The sequence below is a fragment of the Pedobacter nanyangensis genome, from assembly GCF_003313505.1.
GTDB lineage: Bacteria > Bacteroidota > Bacteroidia > Sphingobacteriales > Sphingobacteriaceae > Pedobacter > Pedobacter nanyangensis.
Map to the genome: position 1 here is coordinate 36,346 of NZ_QMHO01000011.1, position 19,162 is coordinate 55,507.

Consider the following 19,162-nt stretch of genomic DNA (forward strand, 5'->3'; position numbering starts at 1 on the left):
TGAGGATGTACGAAATATCGACATCCTCATCCAAATCAAATGAATTTAAAACTTCATTTGGAGCACATTAATTGACTAAAACCTTAAAGCTTTCCCTAATTTCAGCGTTACTTAACTGAAGTACATACTGACCCGCCGGAAGCTCTTTATTGTTTAATTTGTATTGTGTTTGTCCGGGCACTACCGGCAATCTTTCTGTGTGTACCACGTTTCCCAACATAGTTACTATGGTTACCGCAAGCGTTGTATTGAGTTGATTTGGCAACATTAAGTTGATTTCCTTGCCAGTTGGGTTAGGATATACCGAAATAGTGGTGACAGCAAATTTAAAATTAACCACCGCTGTGCCTACCAAATTAATTTTACCATCAGCATCCATTTGCTCCAATTGGTAATAATTGGCACCATTTAATGGCTTGCGGTCATAATAAAAATAGCTTTTAGGGGTAGATGAATTTCCCGCTCCCTTTACCTTGCCCAATTCCGAAAAAGTTTTCCCATCTACCGATCGGCTAAGGATAAATTCTTGGTTGTTTTGCTCGGAAATAGTAGTCCATTTTATCTCAGCCAGGTGATGTGCCGCTTTAGCAGTAAACGAAGATACCTTAACTGGCAGCACCTCCTCCCTATTCACATTTAAGGTATAACTGTCGGTACTTTGTCCATCTTCTGCAACCACTTCGATCGTGATGATGTTTTCACCAACGTTCAGCGCAATTTCACCTGATTCGCTCCCATCGGCAACGTCGACATGGTTAACCTTTATTTGCGCCGTTCCGCTTGCTGAAGTAGGTTTAACTTTAATATTACCAACCGAGTTGCCAACTACTGCGGCGTATACTTTCAGGTCCTGATCAAAGTTGGGCGATATCTGACCATTATTTAGCTCAATATTTGCAAGCTTCGCATTACTTGACGGTAACGAGAACCGCCATAAATCAGCCCTCATTTCATCCGCTCTATCCACGCCCATTCCTCTCCCCCCAAACACATACAAATGGTCATTTTGCACCCAAGTGGCAGCATTAATTCTACCGCTGATGGCGTTGTTTACCGCAGCCACACCTATGGCTTCGTAAGTACTTGTTTTGCCAGACTCGCCTTTAATGAAAACCCATTCATTGGTGTTTGGCTGATATACCCAAAGTTCGCTGAGGTAGGCATTAGTATTAGCGTTTTGGCCACCAAAGAGATAAAATTTCCCCTTTACTGTGATGCCCGAGGCACCATAAACGGAACCCGGCACGGCATTGGGCCCACTGTAAACACCTCCCGCATTAGCAGTATTGCTACCGTTCAGCCAGGTCCAATTTCGGGTATTAACATCAAATGCCCACAAGTCGTTATAGCTTGCAATGCTAGATCCCGAAGTAATACTCATTCCGCCAAAAATGTACAATTTATCTTGGTCAATCCAGCTTGTTCCGTAAACCCTGCCGCCCGGGGTATTTGCTGAATTTTCAACCTGCTTTGTACCGTGTACGTTGACCGGATTGACCACATTGGAGCCTTTTATCCAAGTCCAGTTACCTGTAGCGGGGTCAAAGCACCAAAGATCGTTTAATCGGCCAAAAGTTGAATTAGCGGCAAGCCCCTCTCCACCAAAAAGATATAGTTTTCCACCATGCACCCAACCAACGCCATCATTTCGAGGGCCAGGTAAATTATTGGCATGCGCCACATTAATAGTTCCATAAGTACCTACTTGGTTAACTGTATTTGGTCCTTTTATCCAAGTCCATCTGTTGGTAGCCAAATCATAGCTCCATAAGTCGTTTAATCGGCCCACGGATGACGTGGCACCATAACCAGAGCCACCGAACAGATAGTACTTTCCATTTAACAGCCAACCTACAGCACCCAATCTTGCTCCCGGAGTATTAGCATCTGCCGGAATATTTATCGTGCCATAGGTCCCAGCCTGATGTGTATCATTACTTCCCTTTAGCCAAACCCATTCATTCGTATCAGAGTCATAACGCCAAAGATCATTCAGTGCCCCTGCATTGTTGTTGCTCTTAACAACACCATAACCTTGGCCGCCAAACAGGTAAAGCTTACCATTGTTTTCCCAACTAAGCGGCTTTATTCTACCCCCGGGATTGTTAGAGGCCGCAGGTATTTCACTGGTGCCGTAGTTACCTACAGGCTCGAAATAATCAAAGCCATCTTCCCATGTCCATTGTGTAGTGGCTGGGCTAAAACTCCAAATATCATTCAAAAAGCCGATCCTAATTTTTCCATACCCCTGCCCATGTAACAGGTAAAGTTTATTGTTATAGACCAGAGATGAAGCTACATTTCTGGCACCTGGCACCGCTTCCGGGTGAGCCTGTCCCTTAACCCCGTAGTTTCCTTTGCCGTCTGGGGTATCGGGCCCGCCAAGCCATGTCCATAACCCCGTGCCAATATCAAAAGACCATATATCATTTACAGCACCCCCTGTTGCGCTTCCGCCAAACAAATATAATTTATGATCAAGCGCCCAACCCACGGCGCCGACTCTTGCCCCTGGCACGTTATTGTTTGCAGCAACTTGTTTAACGCCATAAACGCCAGCTTGATTTATGCCTGAGGGGCCTTTTACCCATGTCCAAAATCCAGTGGAAGGATCATAACTCCACAAATCATTCAGTTTGCCGGCTGCGCTGGCGTTATAGCCATTTCCACCAAAAAGATAAAACTTTCCGTTGTCTATCCAAGCAACGGACTGTTTCCTTGCACCAGGTGTATTGGCGTTGGCTCCTTGTCCAATTGAGCCATAAGTGGCGGTTTGATTAATGGCATTTGCTCCCTTTAGCCAAGTCCAATTGCCCGTAACCGGATCATAGCTCCAAAGATCATTCAAACTTCCTGATGATGAGCCTGAAGCCCCGTATCCTTCTCCACCAAAAAGATAAAGTTTCCCGTCAATTACACCTCCCAAAGCGTATTGCCTTGCACCAGGTGTATTTGCAGCAGCCGCATTTCCTCTGGTTCCATAAGTACCCAATTGATTAACGGTATTTGCCCCTTTTATCCAAGTCCATTTATTAGTAGCAGGATCATAGCTCCATAGGTCGTTTAAACTTCCGGAGGAACTAGATGCCCCTAAGCCGGTTCCTCCAAAAAGATATAGCTTACCGTTTAGGGTCCACGTTACCGCACCCGATCTCGATCCTGGCATATTGTTCTCATTTTCAACACGGATAGTACCATAAATTCCCTGTGCTGTATAGGTATTGTCTAAGCCACTAAGCCAAGTCCACTGCTTAGTGGCAGGATCGTAGCACCATAAGTCATTTGTACTGACAGGAAAACCCGAAAAGCCTATAATTAACGGCACAGGATACCCTTCGCCACCAAAAAAATAAAACTTGCCATTAAGCTCCCAAGTAGCTACCCCGTATCTTCCGTTAGGAGTGGCAAAATTATTTGCTACGCCTTTTGTTCCAAAAGCGCTATAAATGGGTGCGCCAGCATAGCCTTTTAAAAACGTCCAATTATATTTTTGTGCATTAACACTTGTAAAAAAGAACAGCAACAGCGTAAGTACGATAGTTGATTTACCATTTGATTTAAGTAAAGATTTCACCATGATTTATAGTTTTTGATTAAGCGTTGAAGAGCTCTTGAGGAATATGCGCCTCATAGCTTGCCAAAATTACCCCATAGGTTAACGCCAGTAAATAGACCCCAGGGTTCTATTTTCAGGTCCTATTAAGAGTTTTTTTAGGAGTTTTCTCCATAAATACCGACCTTTACCATGCTACCTTAGGAAAACGGGAACTTATTTTGATGAACACTCTCGTTAATGCGCCACAACCAATGTACTTTCCTGATAACCGCTTTGCTACTATGTTTATGGTGTACTATGGCTCGTTCGCAGCACAGCTTCCGGTTAAGCGGCCCAAATCAGATCCCACTAAAACCTCATTTTAGCATTTTAGAGGACCGTAGCAATCAATACCAGGCTGCTGACTTACTGAAAAACACTTCTGCTTTCCAAGCGATTAAAAATTTCAAGGTTCAACGAATGGACGATGTTTTTTGGCTGTTTGTTCCCTTTAAAGTTGATACAAGTACTGCGGCGGTGGTTACCTTCCGGCATTTAACCCATGCAGAACTATATTTACAGGCCGATACCCCCAATGCCCCCATCTTATCACAAAAAGCTGGTGCGTTTAGGCCTTTAAATGAAATCAAAAACGGTGATAGCAGATTCCATTTCTCTATTGATTTGGAACAACATCTACCATATAAATTATTGCTTAAGAGCAAGCACACTAAAAAATACCAACCAGTTTTCGACTTTGAACTTAGCAATCAAGGCAATTTTATCGAAAAGAAGACCAACAGTGAATTATTGGACTTGTGGCTACAGGGAGCTTCAAGTTTATTGATTATCTACATCTTTTTCTCGTGGCTTACCACAAAATATCGGCCTTTTATTTTCCTGATGCTTTTTGCTCTAGGTTTTCATTTGTATGACATTTCACTAAATAGATACTTTATAGACTGGCTTTTGCCAAACGCGCCCCAATATGGCTGGCTATTTGTACAACATTTTCTGCAATTGGGCTTAGTAGGGCTATTTCTGCTGCTGATTGATTCCTGGAAAATCAGAGATAAGAACATGAGGCTTTATCGCTACGGAAAAATGGTGATTGCCTGCATCTTTGTCATTGCTGTAATTTCATTCCTAATTAACTTCACCAGTTCCAATTATAAACTTTCAACCCAAATTAACATCTGCTTTTCGCTGATATTTTTGGCCTATGCGATTTATACGCCTATAGTACTTTGGCACCAATTAGACAAGCAGGAGCGCTATCTGGTTTACGGGCTAGCCCTGTATGTTACGGCTACTATTTTCTTTAACATTACCATTACTTTGTGGGGCGAACAACTTTACCTAATTACCCCAATTGCAACTAAAATCATTTCCATTACAGTAGTGTTGTTGTTCTTTACTGGTTTAAATGCTAGGCTAAGGCAAAATGAGCTAGATAAATTACGCTATCTCGATGAACTGAACCAGCTCCAAAAGTATCAAAACGAGTTGTTGGAAGAAAGCGTAGCCTTAAGAACCTCTGAACTTAGCCAGCGCAACCAGCGGATCGAAACCTTAATGAACGAGCTTAATCATCGGGTAAAAAACAACCTCCAATTGCTTTACAGTTTGAACAGCCTCCAACTGCCCTCAGTGGCCGAAGCTTCAACTACACATCTACTTAAAGACAATATTGCTAGAATAAAGGCGATGATGCTGGTGAATGACAGCTTAAATCCAAGCCATAACGCCAGTGAAAAAACGGCCTCGCTAAATGAATTTATAGCCGAAATTGCGGCACACTCCAAACGGATGTTTGTACCGGAAAGCCCTACAAAAATCACCTTAAATATTGACGAAAAACTGGTACTTGATTCAAAAGTAGGCTTATCACTGGGCCTCATCGTTTCGGAGCTGATCACCAATTCCTATAAACATGCCTTCGCAACCCAGCCCGAACCAGCCATTCATATCAGTATTTCATTAAAAAACAGACAGTGGGAAATGCAATATCGTGACAACGGCAGCGGAATACATCTGGCCAAAGAAAATTCCTTTGGACTAACGCTTATCAGGGATCTTACCCGCCAGTTAAAAGGCTCCGTGGAAACAGCGAACAACCATGGACTAACCTATCTTTTTAATTTTCCAATTTGATATAGATGCGGGTATTGATCATTGAGGACGAAATTATCATTGCCAGGTTTATTGAGCAACAGGTTAAAGCTAATTTTAACTGTACAACTGCCATTGCCCTCAACTTTGAAGAAGTAAGAATGCTTGTTCCAAAGTTGTTGCCTCATCTCATTTTATGCGATATTAATTTAAACGAGGAACATGATGGTATCCACTTAATTGAACAGCTACAAAGCCAATATGCCTTTGGCATCATTTACATCACTTCCTATCAATCTAAAGCAATTATAGAACGGGCCTTAAATACCAAACCGCTAAACTATATCATTAAACCAGTTGATGAAACCAAGGTTTATACCGCTATTAAACTTGTAGAGAATGCCGTTATTTCGCATTTAAAATTTGGACAAGAATTAAGCAATACATTACCAATCAATGCCATAGAGCTACAGATTGTGCGCCTGATTTTAAAGCAGCAAACCACCAAACAAATTGCCGAAACACTGTTTTTAAGCCCGTACACCATTAAAAACTATAGGCATCGCATTTGCACTAAATTGAATTTAAAGGACGAAAACAATGCTTTATTAAAATGGGCCATGCAGAACGAAGACCTTATCAGCTAAGCTTTTTCCAAAAACTTTTCGGCTATTTGCCTGGCCCACTCTGCATACATTTTACCCGAGGGATGTAAACCATCCGGGGCTATCAGCGTTTGCTTTTTCAGTGCCTGCCTAGAGCCGGGGGTAATATCTACATAACTTATTTGCCTGGCCTCGGTTTCTTGCCTGTTGATTTGGTTAAAAGCATCTATTTCATTGCTGATGTTTTTTAAATCCCGGCCACTCTGCTTTGCAAATTGGGTCACTCCCCAATCAGGGATAGACACTACGTACACCATGGCTTTATTTCCTTTGGCAAAGCCGATGGCCATTTCCAACAGTTCTACAAACTCCTTCCGATAGGTTTCCTGCGAATAGCCCCTGTATTGATTGTTTACCCCAATCAGGAGGGTTACCAGGTCAAAGGTTTCGGTAAGTTGTTCTTGCTGTATCGCCTGGCGCAGCTCATCGGTAGTCCAGCCTGTTTTTGCGATAATTTTAGGCACCGCAAAATCAAAATGCTCCGTGTTTAAAACCTTTATCAATTGATAAGGGAAAGATTCGTGTGTTTCCACGGCTTCACCTATGGTATAAGAATCGCCAAGGGCCAAATAAGAAAGTGCTGTCATGCCAATTTTTTACTTTATATGCTGGAACCAGCATCCTGTAAAGATAATTGAAGGCCATGAAAAACCGTAATAAAATAGCTCACTTTTAGTTCAAAGCATTTGGCCCATTAGGTTCGATGTTAAAAATCGGCCCTCCTGGCGAGTGTCATTTCAACTGCATCTCAAAAAGCTTGGCAATATGGCCTTTTAATTTTTCTTTTACTTCGTCCATATTCAGCTCTCGGCCCAGTTCACGCTGCATAGAAGTAACGTCTTTATCATCAATTCCGCAAGGAACAATATTTTTGAAATAAGCCAAGTTGGCATTTACATTAAAGGCGAAACCATGCATGGTTACCCAGCGGCTGCAACGCACGCCCATGGCACAAATTTTACGGGCTTTCTCATTGTCCGCATCTAGCCAAACACCTGTATAGCCCTCATAACGGCCGGCAACAATGCCGTAATCGGCCAACGTTAAAATAACGGCTTCTTCCAAAGTGCGCAGGTACAGATGTATATCGGTAAAAAAATTATCCAGATCCAATATCGGATAGCCCACCAATTGCCCCGGGCCATGATAGGTGATATCTCCTCCTCTGTTGATTTTATAGTAAGTGGCTTGTTTTTCCTTGAGCCCCTGGTCATCCAGCAGCAAATTCTCCGGATGGCCGCTTTTCCCCAGCGTATATACATGCGGATGTTCACAAAAAACCAGGTAGTTTGGCGTAGGCTCCTGCTTGTTTTCAGTACGGTTCTTTACCTTTAAGGCCACCGTTTGCTCAAAAATCTGTTCCTGTTTATGCCAGGCCTCCTGATAATCTGTTAAGCCCCAATCCACAAATTTAACTTCCTTGTTCATTTTTTTTAGTCCGAAAAGTTTTAGCGTTTGAAAACCCGATGACCTGACGCCAATTCGACCACGCCAGCATTACTCGATCAAAAATTTCATTTTATCCTATCACGTAGCCCAGCATGTAGCCGTCATCTGTTTTAAAATAATTTACATTTAGTTCCTTTTGCCCCTGCGGCAAATCAACCACCGCGGTAAGTTCTCCATCGTCCCTTAATTTGAAAGGTTTGATATGGATATCCCGCTTAAACTCCAATTCTTTACGGCCGTGCCATTTATAGATGGCCTCTTTTGCACACCAGCACACGTACAGCCCGTTGATATTATCGCCAATTTGCTTTTGGGCCAGTTCTACATCCGACAAAAATTTATGCCTGACCAGTTTAATCTTATGTTTGATCATCTCCATATCCAGTCCAACTTTTTTTGCTGGATCCCTACTAATCATTACGGCAGCATAGTCGTAAGAATGGCTTAACGAGATATGATAGTCGTAGTTTACCAAATAGGGCTTCCCCTGATCATCCATCTGGCAGTCGATGTATTCCCTGGTATCGAGCATAGTTCTCAGCAGCAACCGCGTACTTAACCATTGCAGGGCCCTCTTGTCACTTTTAAAGGAGTCAATAATATCGAGTTCGTGTTGTTTAAGCTGCAGACCTGCCATCAATTGATCATGGCTTTCTTCAATTTTCCATACGGCTAGTTCGGTATGGGCATCAATTTTTAAATCAAAAACTACGGGCATCCTCTATTTAGAAAATCAATACAAAAGTATCTTAAATTAATCATAATTTAGACCAAAAAACTTAAAAATGATATTATCAGACAAACGGATACTTGAGGAGATAGACAAAGGAACCATTATTATTGAACCTTTTAAGCCTGAATGCTTGGGCACCAATTCATACGACGTACATTTAGGAAAGTATTTGGCAACCTACAAAGACCGTGTATTAGATGCGAAGGCCCACAATAAAATAGAACATTTTGAAATCCCTAAAGAAGGTTTTGTGCTACAACCAGGAACTTTATACTTAGGAGTAACCGTTGAATATACAGAAACCCATGGGCATGTCCCGTTTTTGGAAGGAAAGAGCAGCACTGGCCGATTGGGCATTGACATACATGCCACGGCCGGTAAGGGCGATGTTGGCTTTTGCAATACTTGGACACTAGAGATTTCATGTGTACAACCTGTGAGAGTTTATGCCGGCATGCCCATTGGCCAACTCATTTATTTTATTGTAGAGGGGCAAATAGAAAATATGTACAACACCAAAAACAACGCAAAATACAACAACAAAACCACTCGCCCCGTGGAAAGCATGATGTGGAAAAATAATTTCTAGCTGCCTTTTGAACCTTGTCACTAAAATAATAGTCTAAAAAACGCAACAAGGCTATTTTTTTTGTATCTTGAATGGCGATAAACCCCGATAAATCAATCTTAAAGAGGAAACTTGACACGAATGAACCGCCGTATAGCGTAAAGAATCTTTACTGGTCTTTACATTAAATTTGAATACTCCAATGAAAATTAAACTCATAACGCTGGGTGCAGCCCTTTTAAGTATCATTAGCACCTCCTCTCTTTGGGCACAAGATGCCAACCTAGGCAGTTTCCTAAAAAAACTAGATGAAATTACCGATAAGCAAGCACAGGAAAAAGTATATCTACACTTAGATAAACCTTATTACGCCGTGGGCGATAACATCTGGTTTAAGGCCTATACCATCAATGCAAAAACCGGGCTACCTTCTACCATTAGCGGGCTATTATATGTTGAGTTGATCAATGAAAAGGACTCGGTAACCAAACAGCTGAAACTCCCTATGAGAAGTGGTATTACCTGGGGTGATTTTAGGCTCACAGACTCTCTTAGCGAGGGCAATTATCGTATCAGGGCTTACACGCAGTGGATGAGAAACGCAGGAGCGGAATTTTTCTTCGACAAAACCATCAAAATTGGAAACTTATGGGCAAACAAGGTGTTCACCAAATCCAGCAATGTACTGAGTATTGAAAACAACCAGGAAAAAATAAGCACTACCATACAATTTACCGACAAGCAGAATGTTCCCTACACAAACTGCCAGGTAAACTATGAAGTAAAGCTTGGCCAAAAAACCATTGAAAGGGGCAAAAGTATTACCAACAGCCAAGGTGAAATTGTTATAAATGCCATCAACAAGCAGCCGGGCACCTTGAAAAGCGGCTCAATAATTGCCAATATCACCTTGCCCAACAAACAGGTAATCGGCAAAGAAATTCCGTTGAAAACTACTTCACGGGATATTGATGTGCAGTTTTTCCCGGAAGGAGGCAAGTTAGTTGAAAACCTGCCCAACAAAGTTGGTATTAAAGCAATTAACAGCAATGGTTTGGGCGAATTTGCAACAGGGGTAATTACAACCAACGACGGCACCGAAATATCCCAATTTGAGACCAATAAGCTGGGCATGGGCTCTTTCTTTCTTAATCCAGTTGCCGGACAAGGCTATAGGGCCAACCTTACCTTTGCCGACGGGACAAAAAAGACAGTTAACCTTCCCACAGCGGAAAAAAGCGGCCTAGTACTATCCGTTTCTAATATCGACAGCACAAAAATGTCGGTAAAAGTTTACATCTCTGAAGATTTGCTTAACAAAGATGAATATAACCTCATTGCACAGCATAACGGCGTTACCTATTTCTCCAGTAAAATTGCTTCTTCTAAGCAGGTGGTTGCATTAACGGTCCCGAAAGACAGCCTTCCATCAGGAATTGTACAAATCTCGTTGCTGTCTTCTAGCTTTGCCCCGTTAAACGAACGCATTGTGTTCGTTAACAATTTGAAAGATAAAATCGAACTGGCTCCCGAAAACTTAAATCCTACCTACGGCAAACGAGCAAAAGTGGATTTATCCCTAGCCGCCACAAATAACAACAAGCCCGTTCAGGGAAGTTTTTCAGTTGCGGTAACTAATACATCAGCGGTAAAGCCCGATCCAGAAAATGAAACCAATATCCTTACAAAGCTTCTGCTCACGGCCGACTTGACAGGGTATATAGAAAAACCGAACCATTATTTCCTCCGTAACGACAGAAATACCAGATATGAGCTTGACAATCTTCTGCTTACCCAAGGTTGGAGAAAAATCAATTGGAAGGAAGTAGCAAATGGCACAGCGCCTATTGCCAAATTCCCAGCCGAAAAAAAGCTGCAAATTAGCGGAACGGTTACCAAGGGCGGAAAACCCGTTGTTAAGGGCAAAGTTTCGTTGGTATCGTTCTCTGGCGGTTTTTTCATGACAGACACCTTAACAGATGAAAAGGGCCGTTTTAACTTCGACAAGATCGAATTTTTGGATAGCACCAAATTTGTAGTGCAGGCCAGAACCGAAAAAGACAGGAAGTTTGTGGATATTGCGATGGACGTGGTTCCTGGCCAAACAATTAACAAAAACCCTAATACGGGAGATATCGAGGTAAATGTAAACCAATCGTTATCGGCCTACCTACAAGAAAGCGGCAAATATTTTGATGACCAAACCAAAAGGGGCCTACTGAACCGAACAATTTTGCTAGACGAGGTGACCATCGTTGAAAAACGCAAACCCACCTATAATTCTTCCAATTTAGGTGGCGCCGGCAATGCCGATGCCGTAATTACCGCCAAAGACCTGGAAACGGCCATTTCCCTTTCCCAATACTTGCAGGGCAGGATAGCAGGCATACAAATTAGAGACGGCCAGGCATATGCCCGCGGTGGCCAAGCACCAATGGCAATTATTGTTGATGGAATGAATTTGGGAGGCGAAGACTTTAACCTAGACAATATTGTGGTTCAGGATATAGAAACTGTAGAAATTTTAAAAAGCATTGCTACCACGGCTATCTATGGTATGCAAGGCGGATCGGGTGTAATTGTAATCAATACAAAACGCGGCGAAGGAGTAAGATCTGTAAATTCTTATACCCCCGGCCTTATCAACTTCACACCAAAAGGCTATGCCGCGGTGAGAGAGTTTTATTCTCCGAAATATGATGTGAAACCAGACAACCGACCTGACCTAAGAACTACTGTTTTTTGGGAGCCACAAATGGTAAGCGATGCCAACGGCAAAGCCAAACTTTCCTATTTCAACACCGATGTACCCGGCACTTACCGCATTGTAATTGAAGGTATAGATGTGAATGGAAGCCTGGCCAGAAAAGTATTGACTTACGAAGTAAAATAATTCCTGATGCAAATACTACGAAGGATTTTCTTTACGGGTATATTAATATGTGCGTCACAGTTTGTCATTGCCCAAAATAATTTACTAACTGATTTTCTACAGAAAGTTGAGCAATATGGCAGTCGCTACGCTCAAGAAAAAGTTTACCTACATCTAGATAAACCTTATTATGCGGTAGGCGACAATATTTGGTTTAAAGCTTACATATTAAACGCAAAAACTGGAAAACCATCGGCAATAAGCGGCATATTATATGTTGAGTTGATTAACGAAGAGGGCTTATTGACCAAAAAACTTAAACTTCCTGTGAAATTGGGCACATCATGGGGCGACTTTAGTTTGGCCGATACACTGCAAGAGGGAAATTATAGAATAAGGGCATATACCCAGTGGATGCGCAATGCAGGACCTGATTTCTTTTTCGATAAAACGATCAAAATCGGGAACTCTTGGACCAACCGCGTATTCATCAAATCATACGAATCAGCAAGTGGGCAAAACTCAAGCACAATTCTTCAATTTACAGAGAAAAACCATAGCCCTTATGCCAACAGCAAAGTAGATTACGAAGTAAAATCATCTGATAATAAAATTTTGCAAAAAGGGCAAGGCCTAACCAACGAAAAAGGGGAAATAGCAATTGATAACCACAAAACTTTAGATATAGAAAGAGTTGTTTCTGCAAATATTACCTTGCCTAATAAGCAGGTCGTAAAAAAACGGCTTCAACTTAAAACCGTTTCCCAAAACACAGATGTACAATTCTTTCCGGAAGGCGGAATAATGCTTGAAGGGTTTCCCAATCGAATGGCAATTAAAGCAATAAAAGAAACTGGACAAGGCACTTATTTAAATGGAGTTATTGAAGACGATTTGGGAAATAAGATTACCAATTTCGAAACCAACCAACTGGGTATGGGTTCGTTTTACATTAACCCTACTAAAGGGCGCAACTATAGCGCAAAAATAACGCAGCCCAAAAACAAAACATTAACAATAAACCTACCTCAAGCTTATAGTAGCGGAACAGCACTTGCCGTAGACAATCTAGACAGCCTAAAAATGAGAATAAGGTTGTACTTTTCTTCGGACAAGGCCTCTACTGGCCCTCATTTTCTAGTGGTACAAAAAAATGGAAGCATTCATTATTACACCGAAGTTCCCGTGAACAATGGAACCGTTACATTCACCGTTCCCAAAGAAAATCTGCCCTCTGGAATTTTTCAAGTATCGCTGTTGTCATCAAGTTTTAAACCTTTAAATGAGCGTATCGTTTTTGTAAACAATTTACATGATAAAATTAATATCACATCCGAAAAACTACAGAGCAATTATGCGAAAAAATCTCCAGTAGAGTTCCCACTTACTGCCAGCAACGGCGATGTTCCACTACAGGGCAGCTTTTCAGTAGCTGTTACAAATACTTTAGCCGTAAAACCTGATGAGAACAACGAAAGCAATATCCTTGTTAAATTATTGCTCACGGCTGATTTAGCGGGTTATGTTGAAAGCCCAAATTACTATTTCAATCACCACAAAAATGCGACATACGATCTGGACAATTTATTGCTCACCCAGGGCTGGAGGAAAATAAACTGGAAAGATCTTGCCGAACATAAAGAAACCATAAATACATTTCCGCCCGAAAAAAATTTAAAAATTAGCGGTACCGTTAGTAAAGCGGGTAAACCCGTGGTTAAGGGAAAAGTTTCTTTGGTTTCAACAACCCAAGGTTTTTTTATGATTGATACGTTGACAGATGATAAGGGACGTTTCTGCTTTGACAATATCGAGTTTTCAGATAGCCTAACGTTTATCGTTCAGGCTCGCACCAGTAAAGATGGAAAACTTGTAGACATCGCCCTAGATCAAACACCCGATCAGTTAATCACCAAAAATCCTAATAATGGGGACATAGAAGTCAACATAAATAGCAAGCTAATAGGGTATCTTGATCAAAGTGAAAAACATTTTGAAGACCAAGAAAAATTAGGCACGTTGACCAAAACAAACCTTCTAAAGCAGGTAACCATCAAAGGCAAACGCCAGGTTTACCCTGAATCTCAAAACATTAATGGTAGGGGGCACGCAGATAGGGTAATTACTGCGAAAGTGTTAGAAACTGCAGTAAGTTTAAATACATTTTTAATGGGAAGATTTGCAGGCATAACAGTTAATGGCAATCAGGCCTATTTACGCGGGTCATCAAGGCCCATGCTAATTGTTATAGATGGAAAAATACAAACCAATGCAAGCCTTTCTATACCTACCCGTAATATTGAAATGGTAGAAATCTTAAAAAGTGCAGGTTATACATCTGCTTACGGTGGACAAGGCAGTGATGGCGTTATTGTAATCACCTCTAAAAAACATGATCCATTTGCCCTGCCCTTTGTCCCACACGGCATAGTTAATTATGCCGCAGTAGGCTACTCCTATAATCGTGAGTTTTATTCACCAAAATATGTTAAAGAAGATAACAAACCCGACCATAGAACCACCGTTTTCTGGGAACCAAACCTAATTACCGATAAAAATGGCATCGCCAACATCTCCTATTTCAACACCGATGTACCCGGCGCTTACCGCATTGTAATTGAAGGTATAGATGTGAATGGAAGCCTGGCCAGAAAAGTATTGACTTACGAAGTAAAATAATTTTATGCTTGCATAATAAATTCGAACCTCTTAGCTTTATAAAAATATAAATGTAAAGCTAAGAGGAATGAATACTATTGCAACCACCGTAAAAGACAGACTTGCCGTTATTACACTAAACCGAGGCAAATCCAATTCGTTGAACCGAGAAATGGTAACCGAACTTCAGGATATGCTGCACAACGTTGAAAACGACGAAAACATTGGTGGCGTAGTGATAACCGGAAGGGAGAATTTCTTTTCTGCCGGATTGGATTTGATAGAACTTTACCACTACAACGAACAGGAAGCCCGCAGTTTTTGGCATCTGTTCCTAGATTTTACAGCTAAAATTACCGCTTTCAAGAAACCTTTAGTAGCTGCAATTAATGGCCATAGCCCTGCGGGAGGCTGCGTAATTGCCCTGGCCTGCGATGCCAGAGTAATGGCTGAAGGAAAATATATCATTGGATTAAATGAAGTTCCCGTGGGCATTATAGTTCCCGATAGCATCTTTAAACTTTATAGCTTTTGGCTAGGCAAGGCAAATGCCTATCGGAACTTATTGGAAGGCAAACTGTTTTCTCCTGAAGAAGCCTTATCTGTAGGTTTAGTAGACGAAATAGTAAAACCAGAAAGTATTTTGACCGCCGCAGAAAGGAAAGCCAGAAAATATATGGCCTTTGAAGCCAACACCTGGCAACAGAGCAAACTCAACCTGCGAAAAGACTTGGTAGCTGCAACCAGCGCCGACCAAAGCGCCGATCTGGAAATTATGCTCAAACAATGGTGGTCGCCGGCTACCCGGGCCATTTTAAAATCATTGGTAGATAGCCTACAGAAAAAGTGATCGCTTTCGTTTAGCGACATATCTAAATACTAACCATTAAATACTAGGAAATGTACAACCAACCCATGCTAAAGGACGATGCCCTAAAAGGTAAAACCATTGTTGTTACTGGTGGAGGCACGGGCCTCGGCAAGGCCATGGCCACCTATTTTCTAAAACTGGGAGCCAACTTGGTCATCACCAGCAGAAAGATAGACGTATTGCGAAAAACCGCCCAAGAAATGGAAGAACAAACTGGAGGCAAGGTTTTGGCTGTACAATGCGATGTTAGAGAATATGAACAAGTAGAAAATGTACTGGCAGAAACCCTTTCCAGGTTTGGCAATGTAGATGTATTGGTAAACAATGCTGCGGGAAACTTTATCTCCCCTACCGAACGTTTATCGGCGAATGCCTTTTCTAGCATCATAGATATTGTACTTAAAGGCACTGTTAACTGCACCTTGGCTTTTGGCAAGCATTGGATCAAGCAAAAGCAGGCCGCAAGCGTACTAAACATTGTTACCACTTATGCCTTTACAGGTTCGGCTTATGTAGTTCCTTCGGCATGTGCTAAAGGTGGTGTGTTAGCGCTAACTCGATCCTTAGCAGTAGAATGGGGCAAATATGGAATTAGAAGTAACGCCATTGCCCCTGGTCCATTTCCAACCAAAGGTGCCTGGGACAGATTGCTACCTGGTGATTTGGCCGAAAAGTTTGATTTTAAGAACAGGGTACCATTGAAACGTGTAGGCGACCATCAGGAACTGGCAAACCTAGCCGCATTTTTAGTGAGCGATTTCTCTAGCTACATCAACGGAGAAATAATTACCATTGATGGCGGTGAATGGTTACAGGGCGCTGGACAAATGAACGGATTGGAAGCCATCCCATCAGAAATGTGGGATATGCTAGAGCAAATGACCAGATCTGCCAAAGGCAGTTAAGCACGTTTAAACAAAAAAGCCATCAGGATATTGTGATGGCTTTTTTGTTTTACTTTCGGGGTGGTCCCTGTCTAAATTCCTTGTTTAGCTCCTTAATCAATTTTATCTTGAAGAAAAGGAAAGCAGCTAAGGCCGCCACTAAAAATATGGCAATTAAAGGGCTCTTGTTCTCAAAAGCCCAAAAGGCTCCTAGGATACAAAGAATTAATGCCAGGTTGTAAAAAGCATTTAAGAATATTTTCTTTTTCATAAAATGATTGGATTATCTACGATGACCTTCGGGTTTGAATACAGGATGAATGACACGTCGATCGTATCAAATCAGTATTTCAAAATTAGTACACCGGCATGTTTGGGTCAAAAGCTTCTTGCCAAGCTAAAATCCCACCTTTAAGGTTGTAAAGGTTATCAAAACCGTGAACCTGCTCCAATTGCATAATGGCGGCTGCACTACGTTTCCCACTGCGGCATTGCACAATTACAGGTTTATCTCTGTCAATTTTATCAGCCTCAATTAAAATACCGCCCAAAGGGATATTTAAACCGTCAAGGTTAGAGGTTTCATATTCAAAAGTCTCTCTAACATCAATTAGTTGGAAAGGCTCATTGTTATCTATTTTTTGTTTTAAGTCTTGAACTGTAACTTCTTTCATTTTTTCGTGTTTTAATCAAAGATACGAATTACGTGATTAATTACTTCCATCGCAAAACTCAAACGGTATTTTTACTTTTCTCCTACCTTGAAACAAATAGAGAATTTATTTCTCGAAGAACTGTAACAATTGAGATGGCCAGTCGTTTAACTATAGAATTTTAATTTTGGTTACTATGAACCGCGTTTCCCGCTTCCTTTGGTTTTGCTCTGGAGCTCACATTGCTACGCTCGAAAAACATCCTACAGATCACAATAAATATATAGGTATTGGTGCCACAATCTTTTTTACAGGTTTGTTTGCGGCCCTTTCTGGCGGCTATGCCATGTACTTCGTATTTAAGGGCAGCGACTTCGCTTGGCTTTTTTCAATATTTTTTGGTTTGATTTGGGGCTTGGCCATTTTTAACATGGACCGTTATATTGTGGGCAGTTTGGATAAAAACGCAAGCAGCAACAAACAACTATTACAGGCAACACCCCGTATTTTGCTGGCCATCATGATCGGTATCGTGATTTCACGCCCATTGGAGTTGAAGATTTTTGATAAAGAGATTAAAGAAAAGCTGAAAGTGAGCTACCTGAATGGGCAACGTTCGAAAATTGACACTTTAAATAAGGCTTTTGATAAAAAATATACCATTGAGCTTGGAAAGCTGAACGAGTTGAAAGCGCAACGCGATTCACTGGCAGCAGCGATTAAAAGCGATAGGCAAAAACTCAACTATGAGATTTTCGGCAACAAGACCACTGAAACCTCCGGGGTAATGGGCTATGGGCCCTACGCCAAACGCAAGGAAGCCGAACTGAAACAGCGTGAGCAAAACCTTGATACGCTTAACGCCGATGTTAGACAAATGGAAAAGTTTGTTGACGGACGTAAGCAGTTTGATGGATTGATGAGCGAGAAGCTCTTCACCTCTAAACAGCTAGATAGCTTGGCAAACATTGCTGGCTTTGCGGATAGGAATTGGGCGTTGGGACAATTGAGCTTTAATCCAGATGGGTCCAAAGATTTTAACACTTCACTTGCGGTAACGTTTATTGGGCTGCTTTTCATTTTCTTTGAATGTTTACCCGTTTTTGTAAAGCTGATGAGCGCTCGAGGTTCATACGACCATGCCATTGAAAATGCAGAGAAAGTGCAGGTCCATCTTTCGGATAAAGATAGAGATGCGGATATTACCGTAGCTGATCAAATTCAGGATACTAAAATCAGTGTAAAAGCACAGCAGAAAATAGATGAATTAAATTCTGTCTGAATGATCTCATACTCATTATTTCTCTAGAAATTTTTCGTTCAAAACAAAGTTTATCTTATCTTGTTAATCACAATACAATCAACTGAATATCAAACTAATTTGAGCTCAAATGAAAAATTTAATGATGGCCGCCAGCCTCATGTTATTGTTTGCCACAGCCTGCAATAGCGAGAAAAAAAGTATTACAACAGATAGTACTACAACTGATACTTCTACCACCAAAAACAACGATACTTCTAAACCAGTCGACTCCGCCGAGATGATGAAAGCCTGGGAAGCTTATATGGCACCAGGAAGCGAACATCAGTGGATGGCCAAATCGGCGGGTAATTGGGAAGCCGAGTGTTCTTTCTACAAGCCAGATGGATCCATCATGTCTACCAGTCCCGGCATTAAGGCCGAAACTAAAATGGTTTTGGGAGGGCGTTACCTACAATCTAACTATAAAGGGATGATGGACGGCATGCCATTCGAAGGAATGAACACCATGGCTTATGATAATGCCAGAAAAGTTTACATCAGCACTTGGATAGATAATATGGGTACAGGATTGATGTATGCGGAAGGTACCTTTGATAAGGATCGTAAGGTAATGACTTTTAGAGGTAATGCTACCGATGCCGCGTCTGGCAAACAAATTCGGTTCAGAGAAACATTCACTATTGTTGATGACAACAACCAACTAATGGAAATGTACGATACTAAAGATGGCAAGGAAACAAAAACCATGTCGATTAAGTTGGTAAGAAAGTAATTTAGCGTTAAACGATACTGGAAGCGTTGGCAGTTAATGTCAGCGCTTTTTTTGCGCTTAACATTATCGTTTTTGATGTCGCAATTGCGACATCAAACCTAAAATATATTGATTATATTTGGTTCG

General features: G+C 41.5%; 15 protein-coding genes. 9 read left to right on the forward strand and 6 right to left on the reverse strand.

Annotation, left to right across the window (positions count from 1 at the left end):
- Positions 1-67: 67 nt before the first annotated feature.
- Positions 68-3,577 carry a Kelch repeat-containing protein gene (locus tag DUT71_RS15860; protein WP_113663524.1) on the reverse strand — a complete coding sequence of 1,170 codons (3,510 nt, stop codon included), beginning with the start codon at positions 3,575-3,577 and terminating at the stop codon, positions 68-70.
- Between the two features lie 276 nt (positions 3,578-3,853).
- On the opposite strand from DUT71_RS15860, the gene DUT71_RS15865 reads away from it, so the two are divergent.
- Both DUT71_RS15865 and DUT71_RS15870 read left to right on the forward strand, forming a co-directional pair.
- The gene (locus DUT71_RS15865) at positions 3,854-5,689 is read left to right on the forward strand and encodes a histidine kinase dimerization/phosphoacceptor domain -containing protein (RefSeq protein ID WP_162796080.1); all 1,836 of its coding nucleotides are present in this window, start codon (positions 3,854-3,856) and stop codon (positions 5,687-5,689) included.
- A gap of 5 nt (positions 5,690-5,694) precedes the next feature.
- Entirely contained in the window at positions 5,695-6,294 is a 600-nt protein-coding gene (locus tag DUT71_RS15870; protein WP_113663526.1) for a response regulator transcription factor, read from the forward strand.
- On the opposite strand, the gene DUT71_RS15875 is transcribed toward DUT71_RS15870, so the two are convergent.
- From DUT71_RS15875 to DUT71_RS15885, 3 genes are all read right to left on the reverse strand, one after another.
- Positions 6,291-6,899, reverse strand: a complete 609-nt coding sequence (locus DUT71_RS15875; protein ID WP_113663527.1) for an SGNH/GDSL hydrolase family protein — start codon at positions 6,897-6,899, stop codon at positions 6,291-6,293. The genes DUT71_RS15870 and DUT71_RS15875 overlap by 4 nt on opposite strands.
- A 145-nt stretch (positions 6,900-7,044) precedes the next feature.
- Positions 7,045-7,740 carry a lipoyl(octanoyl) transferase LipB gene (lipB, locus tag DUT71_RS15880; protein ID WP_113663528.1) on the reverse strand — a complete coding sequence of 232 codons (696 nt, stop codon included), beginning with the start codon at positions 7,738-7,740 and terminating at the stop codon, positions 7,045-7,047.
- A 91-nt stretch (positions 7,741-7,831) separates the two neighbouring features.
- The gene (locus tag DUT71_RS15885; RefSeq protein WP_113663529.1) at positions 7,832-8,479 is read right to left on the reverse strand and encodes a 4'-phosphopantetheinyl transferase family protein; all 648 of its coding nucleotides are present in this window, start codon (positions 8,477-8,479) and stop codon (positions 7,832-7,834) included.
- A 67-nt stretch (positions 8,480-8,546) separates the two neighbouring features.
- On the opposite strand from DUT71_RS15885, the gene dcd reads away from it, so the two are divergent.
- The 5 genes from dcd to DUT71_RS15910 all read left to right on the forward strand — a co-directional run bounded on the left by dcd (position 8,547) and on the right by DUT71_RS15910 (position 16,368).
- Positions 8,547-9,083 carry a dCTP deaminase gene (gene dcd / locus DUT71_RS15890; protein ID WP_113663530.1) on the forward strand — a complete coding sequence of 179 codons (537 nt, stop codon included), beginning with the start codon at positions 8,547-8,549 and terminating at the stop codon, positions 9,081-9,083.
- Positions 9,084-9,264: 181 nt separating this feature from the next.
- The gene (locus tag DUT71_RS15895) at positions 9,265-11,955 is read left to right on the forward strand and encodes a TonB-dependent receptor plug domain-containing protein (protein ID WP_240186960.1); all 2,691 of its coding nucleotides are present in this window, start codon (positions 9,265-9,267) and stop codon (positions 11,953-11,955) included.
- Positions 11,956-11,961: 6 nt separating this feature from the next.
- Positions 11,962-14,613: a SusC/RagA family TonB-linked outer membrane protein gene (locus DUT71_RS15900; RefSeq protein ID WP_113663531.1), complete on the forward strand. Its 2,652-nt coding sequence runs from the start codon at positions 11,962-11,964 to the stop codon at positions 14,611-14,613.
- A gap of 67 nt (positions 14,614-14,680) precedes the next feature.
- Positions 14,681-15,442: an enoyl-CoA hydratase/isomerase family protein gene (locus DUT71_RS15905; protein WP_113663532.1), complete on the forward strand. Its 762-nt coding sequence runs from the start codon at positions 14,681-14,683 to the stop codon at positions 15,440-15,442.
- Between the two features lie 50 nt (positions 15,443-15,492).
- Positions 15,493-16,368 (forward strand): SDR family oxidoreductase, encoded by an 876-nt coding sequence (locus DUT71_RS15910; RefSeq protein ID WP_113663533.1) that lies wholly within the window; start codon positions 15,493-15,495, stop codon positions 16,366-16,368.
- A 49-nt stretch (positions 16,369-16,417) separates the two neighbouring features.
- Here DUT71_RS15910 and DUT71_RS15915 read toward each other — a convergent pair whose 3' ends face one another.
- Both DUT71_RS15915 and DUT71_RS15920 read right to left on the reverse strand, forming a co-directional pair.
- Positions 16,418-16,618 (reverse strand): DUF6358 family protein, encoded by a 201-nt coding sequence (locus tag DUT71_RS15915; protein ID WP_113663534.1) that lies wholly within the window; start codon positions 16,616-16,618, stop codon positions 16,418-16,420.
- Positions 16,619-16,703: 85 nt separating this feature from the next.
- Entirely contained in the window at positions 16,704-17,021 is a 318-nt protein-coding gene (locus DUT71_RS15920; RefSeq protein WP_113663535.1) for a rhodanese-like domain-containing protein, read from the reverse strand.
- A gap of 175 nt (positions 17,022-17,196) precedes the next feature.
- On the opposite strand from DUT71_RS15920, the gene DUT71_RS15925 reads away from it, so the two are divergent.
- Both DUT71_RS15925 and DUT71_RS15930 read left to right on the forward strand, forming a co-directional pair.
- Complete coding sequence (locus DUT71_RS15925; RefSeq protein ID WP_113663536.1) at positions 17,197-18,282, forward strand: DUF4407 domain-containing protein; 1,086 nt, start codon at positions 17,197-17,199, stop codon at positions 18,280-18,282.
- Positions 18,283-18,391: 109 nt separating this feature from the next.
- Positions 18,392-19,036: a DUF1579 domain-containing protein gene (locus DUT71_RS15930; RefSeq protein ID WP_113663537.1), complete on the forward strand. Its 645-nt coding sequence runs from the start codon at positions 18,392-18,394 to the stop codon at positions 19,034-19,036.
- Positions 19,037-19,162: the final 126 nt, after the last annotated feature.

Bases quoted from the DNA above. Each gene is read 5' to 3' on its own strand.
- DUT71_RS15865 (WP_162796080.1), top strand. From the start codon at position 3,854: ATGGCTCGTTCGCAGCACAGCTTCCGGTTAAGCGGCCCAAATCAGATC.
- DUT71_RS15905 (WP_113663532.1), top strand. From the start codon at position 14,681: ATGAATACTATTGCAACCACCGTAAAAGACAGACTTGCCGTTATTACA.
- DUT71_RS15910 (WP_113663533.1), top strand. From the start codon at position 15,493: ATGTACAACCAACCCATGCTAAAGGACGATGCCCTAAAAGGTAAAACC.
- DUT71_RS15915 (WP_113663534.1), bottom strand. From the start codon at position 16,618: ATGAAAAAGAAAATATTCTTAAATGCTTTTTACAACCTGGCATTAATT.
- DUT71_RS15930 (WP_113663537.1), top strand. From the start codon at position 18,392: ATGAAAAATTTAATGATGGCCGCCAGCCTCATGTTATTGTTTGCCACA.
- DUT71_RS15895 (WP_240186960.1), top strand. From the start codon at position 9,265: ATGAAAATTAAACTCATAACGCTGGGTGCAGCCCTTTTAAGTATCATT.
- dcd (WP_113663530.1), top strand. From the start codon at position 8,547: ATGATATTATCAGACAAACGGATACTTGAGGAGATAGACAAAGGAACC.
- DUT71_RS15920 (WP_113663535.1), bottom strand. From the start codon at position 17,021: ATGAAAGAAGTTACAGTTCAAGACTTAAAACAAAAAATAGATAACAAT.
- DUT71_RS15925 (WP_113663536.1), top strand. From the start codon at position 17,197: ATGAACCGCGTTTCCCGCTTCCTTTGGTTTTGCTCTGGAGCTCACATT.
- DUT71_RS15870 (WP_113663526.1), top strand. From the start codon at position 5,695: ATGCGGGTATTGATCATTGAGGACGAAATTATCATTGCCAGGTTTATT.
- DUT71_RS15875 (WP_113663527.1), bottom strand. From the start codon at position 6,899: ATGACAGCACTTTCTTATTTGGCCCTTGGCGATTCTTATACCATAGGT.
- DUT71_RS15860 (WP_113663524.1), bottom strand. From the start codon at position 3,577: ATGGTGAAATCTTTACTTAAATCAAATGGTAAATCAACTATCGTACTT.
- DUT71_RS15885 (WP_113663529.1), bottom strand. From the start codon at position 8,479: ATGCCCGTAGTTTTTGATTTAAAAATTGATGCCCATACCGAACTAGCC.
- DUT71_RS15900 (WP_113663531.1), top strand. From the start codon at position 11,962: ATGCAAATACTACGAAGGATTTTCTTTACGGGTATATTAATATGTGCG.
- lipB (WP_113663528.1), bottom strand. From the start codon at position 7,740: ATGAACAAGGAAGTTAAATTTGTGGATTGGGGCTTAACAGATTATCAG.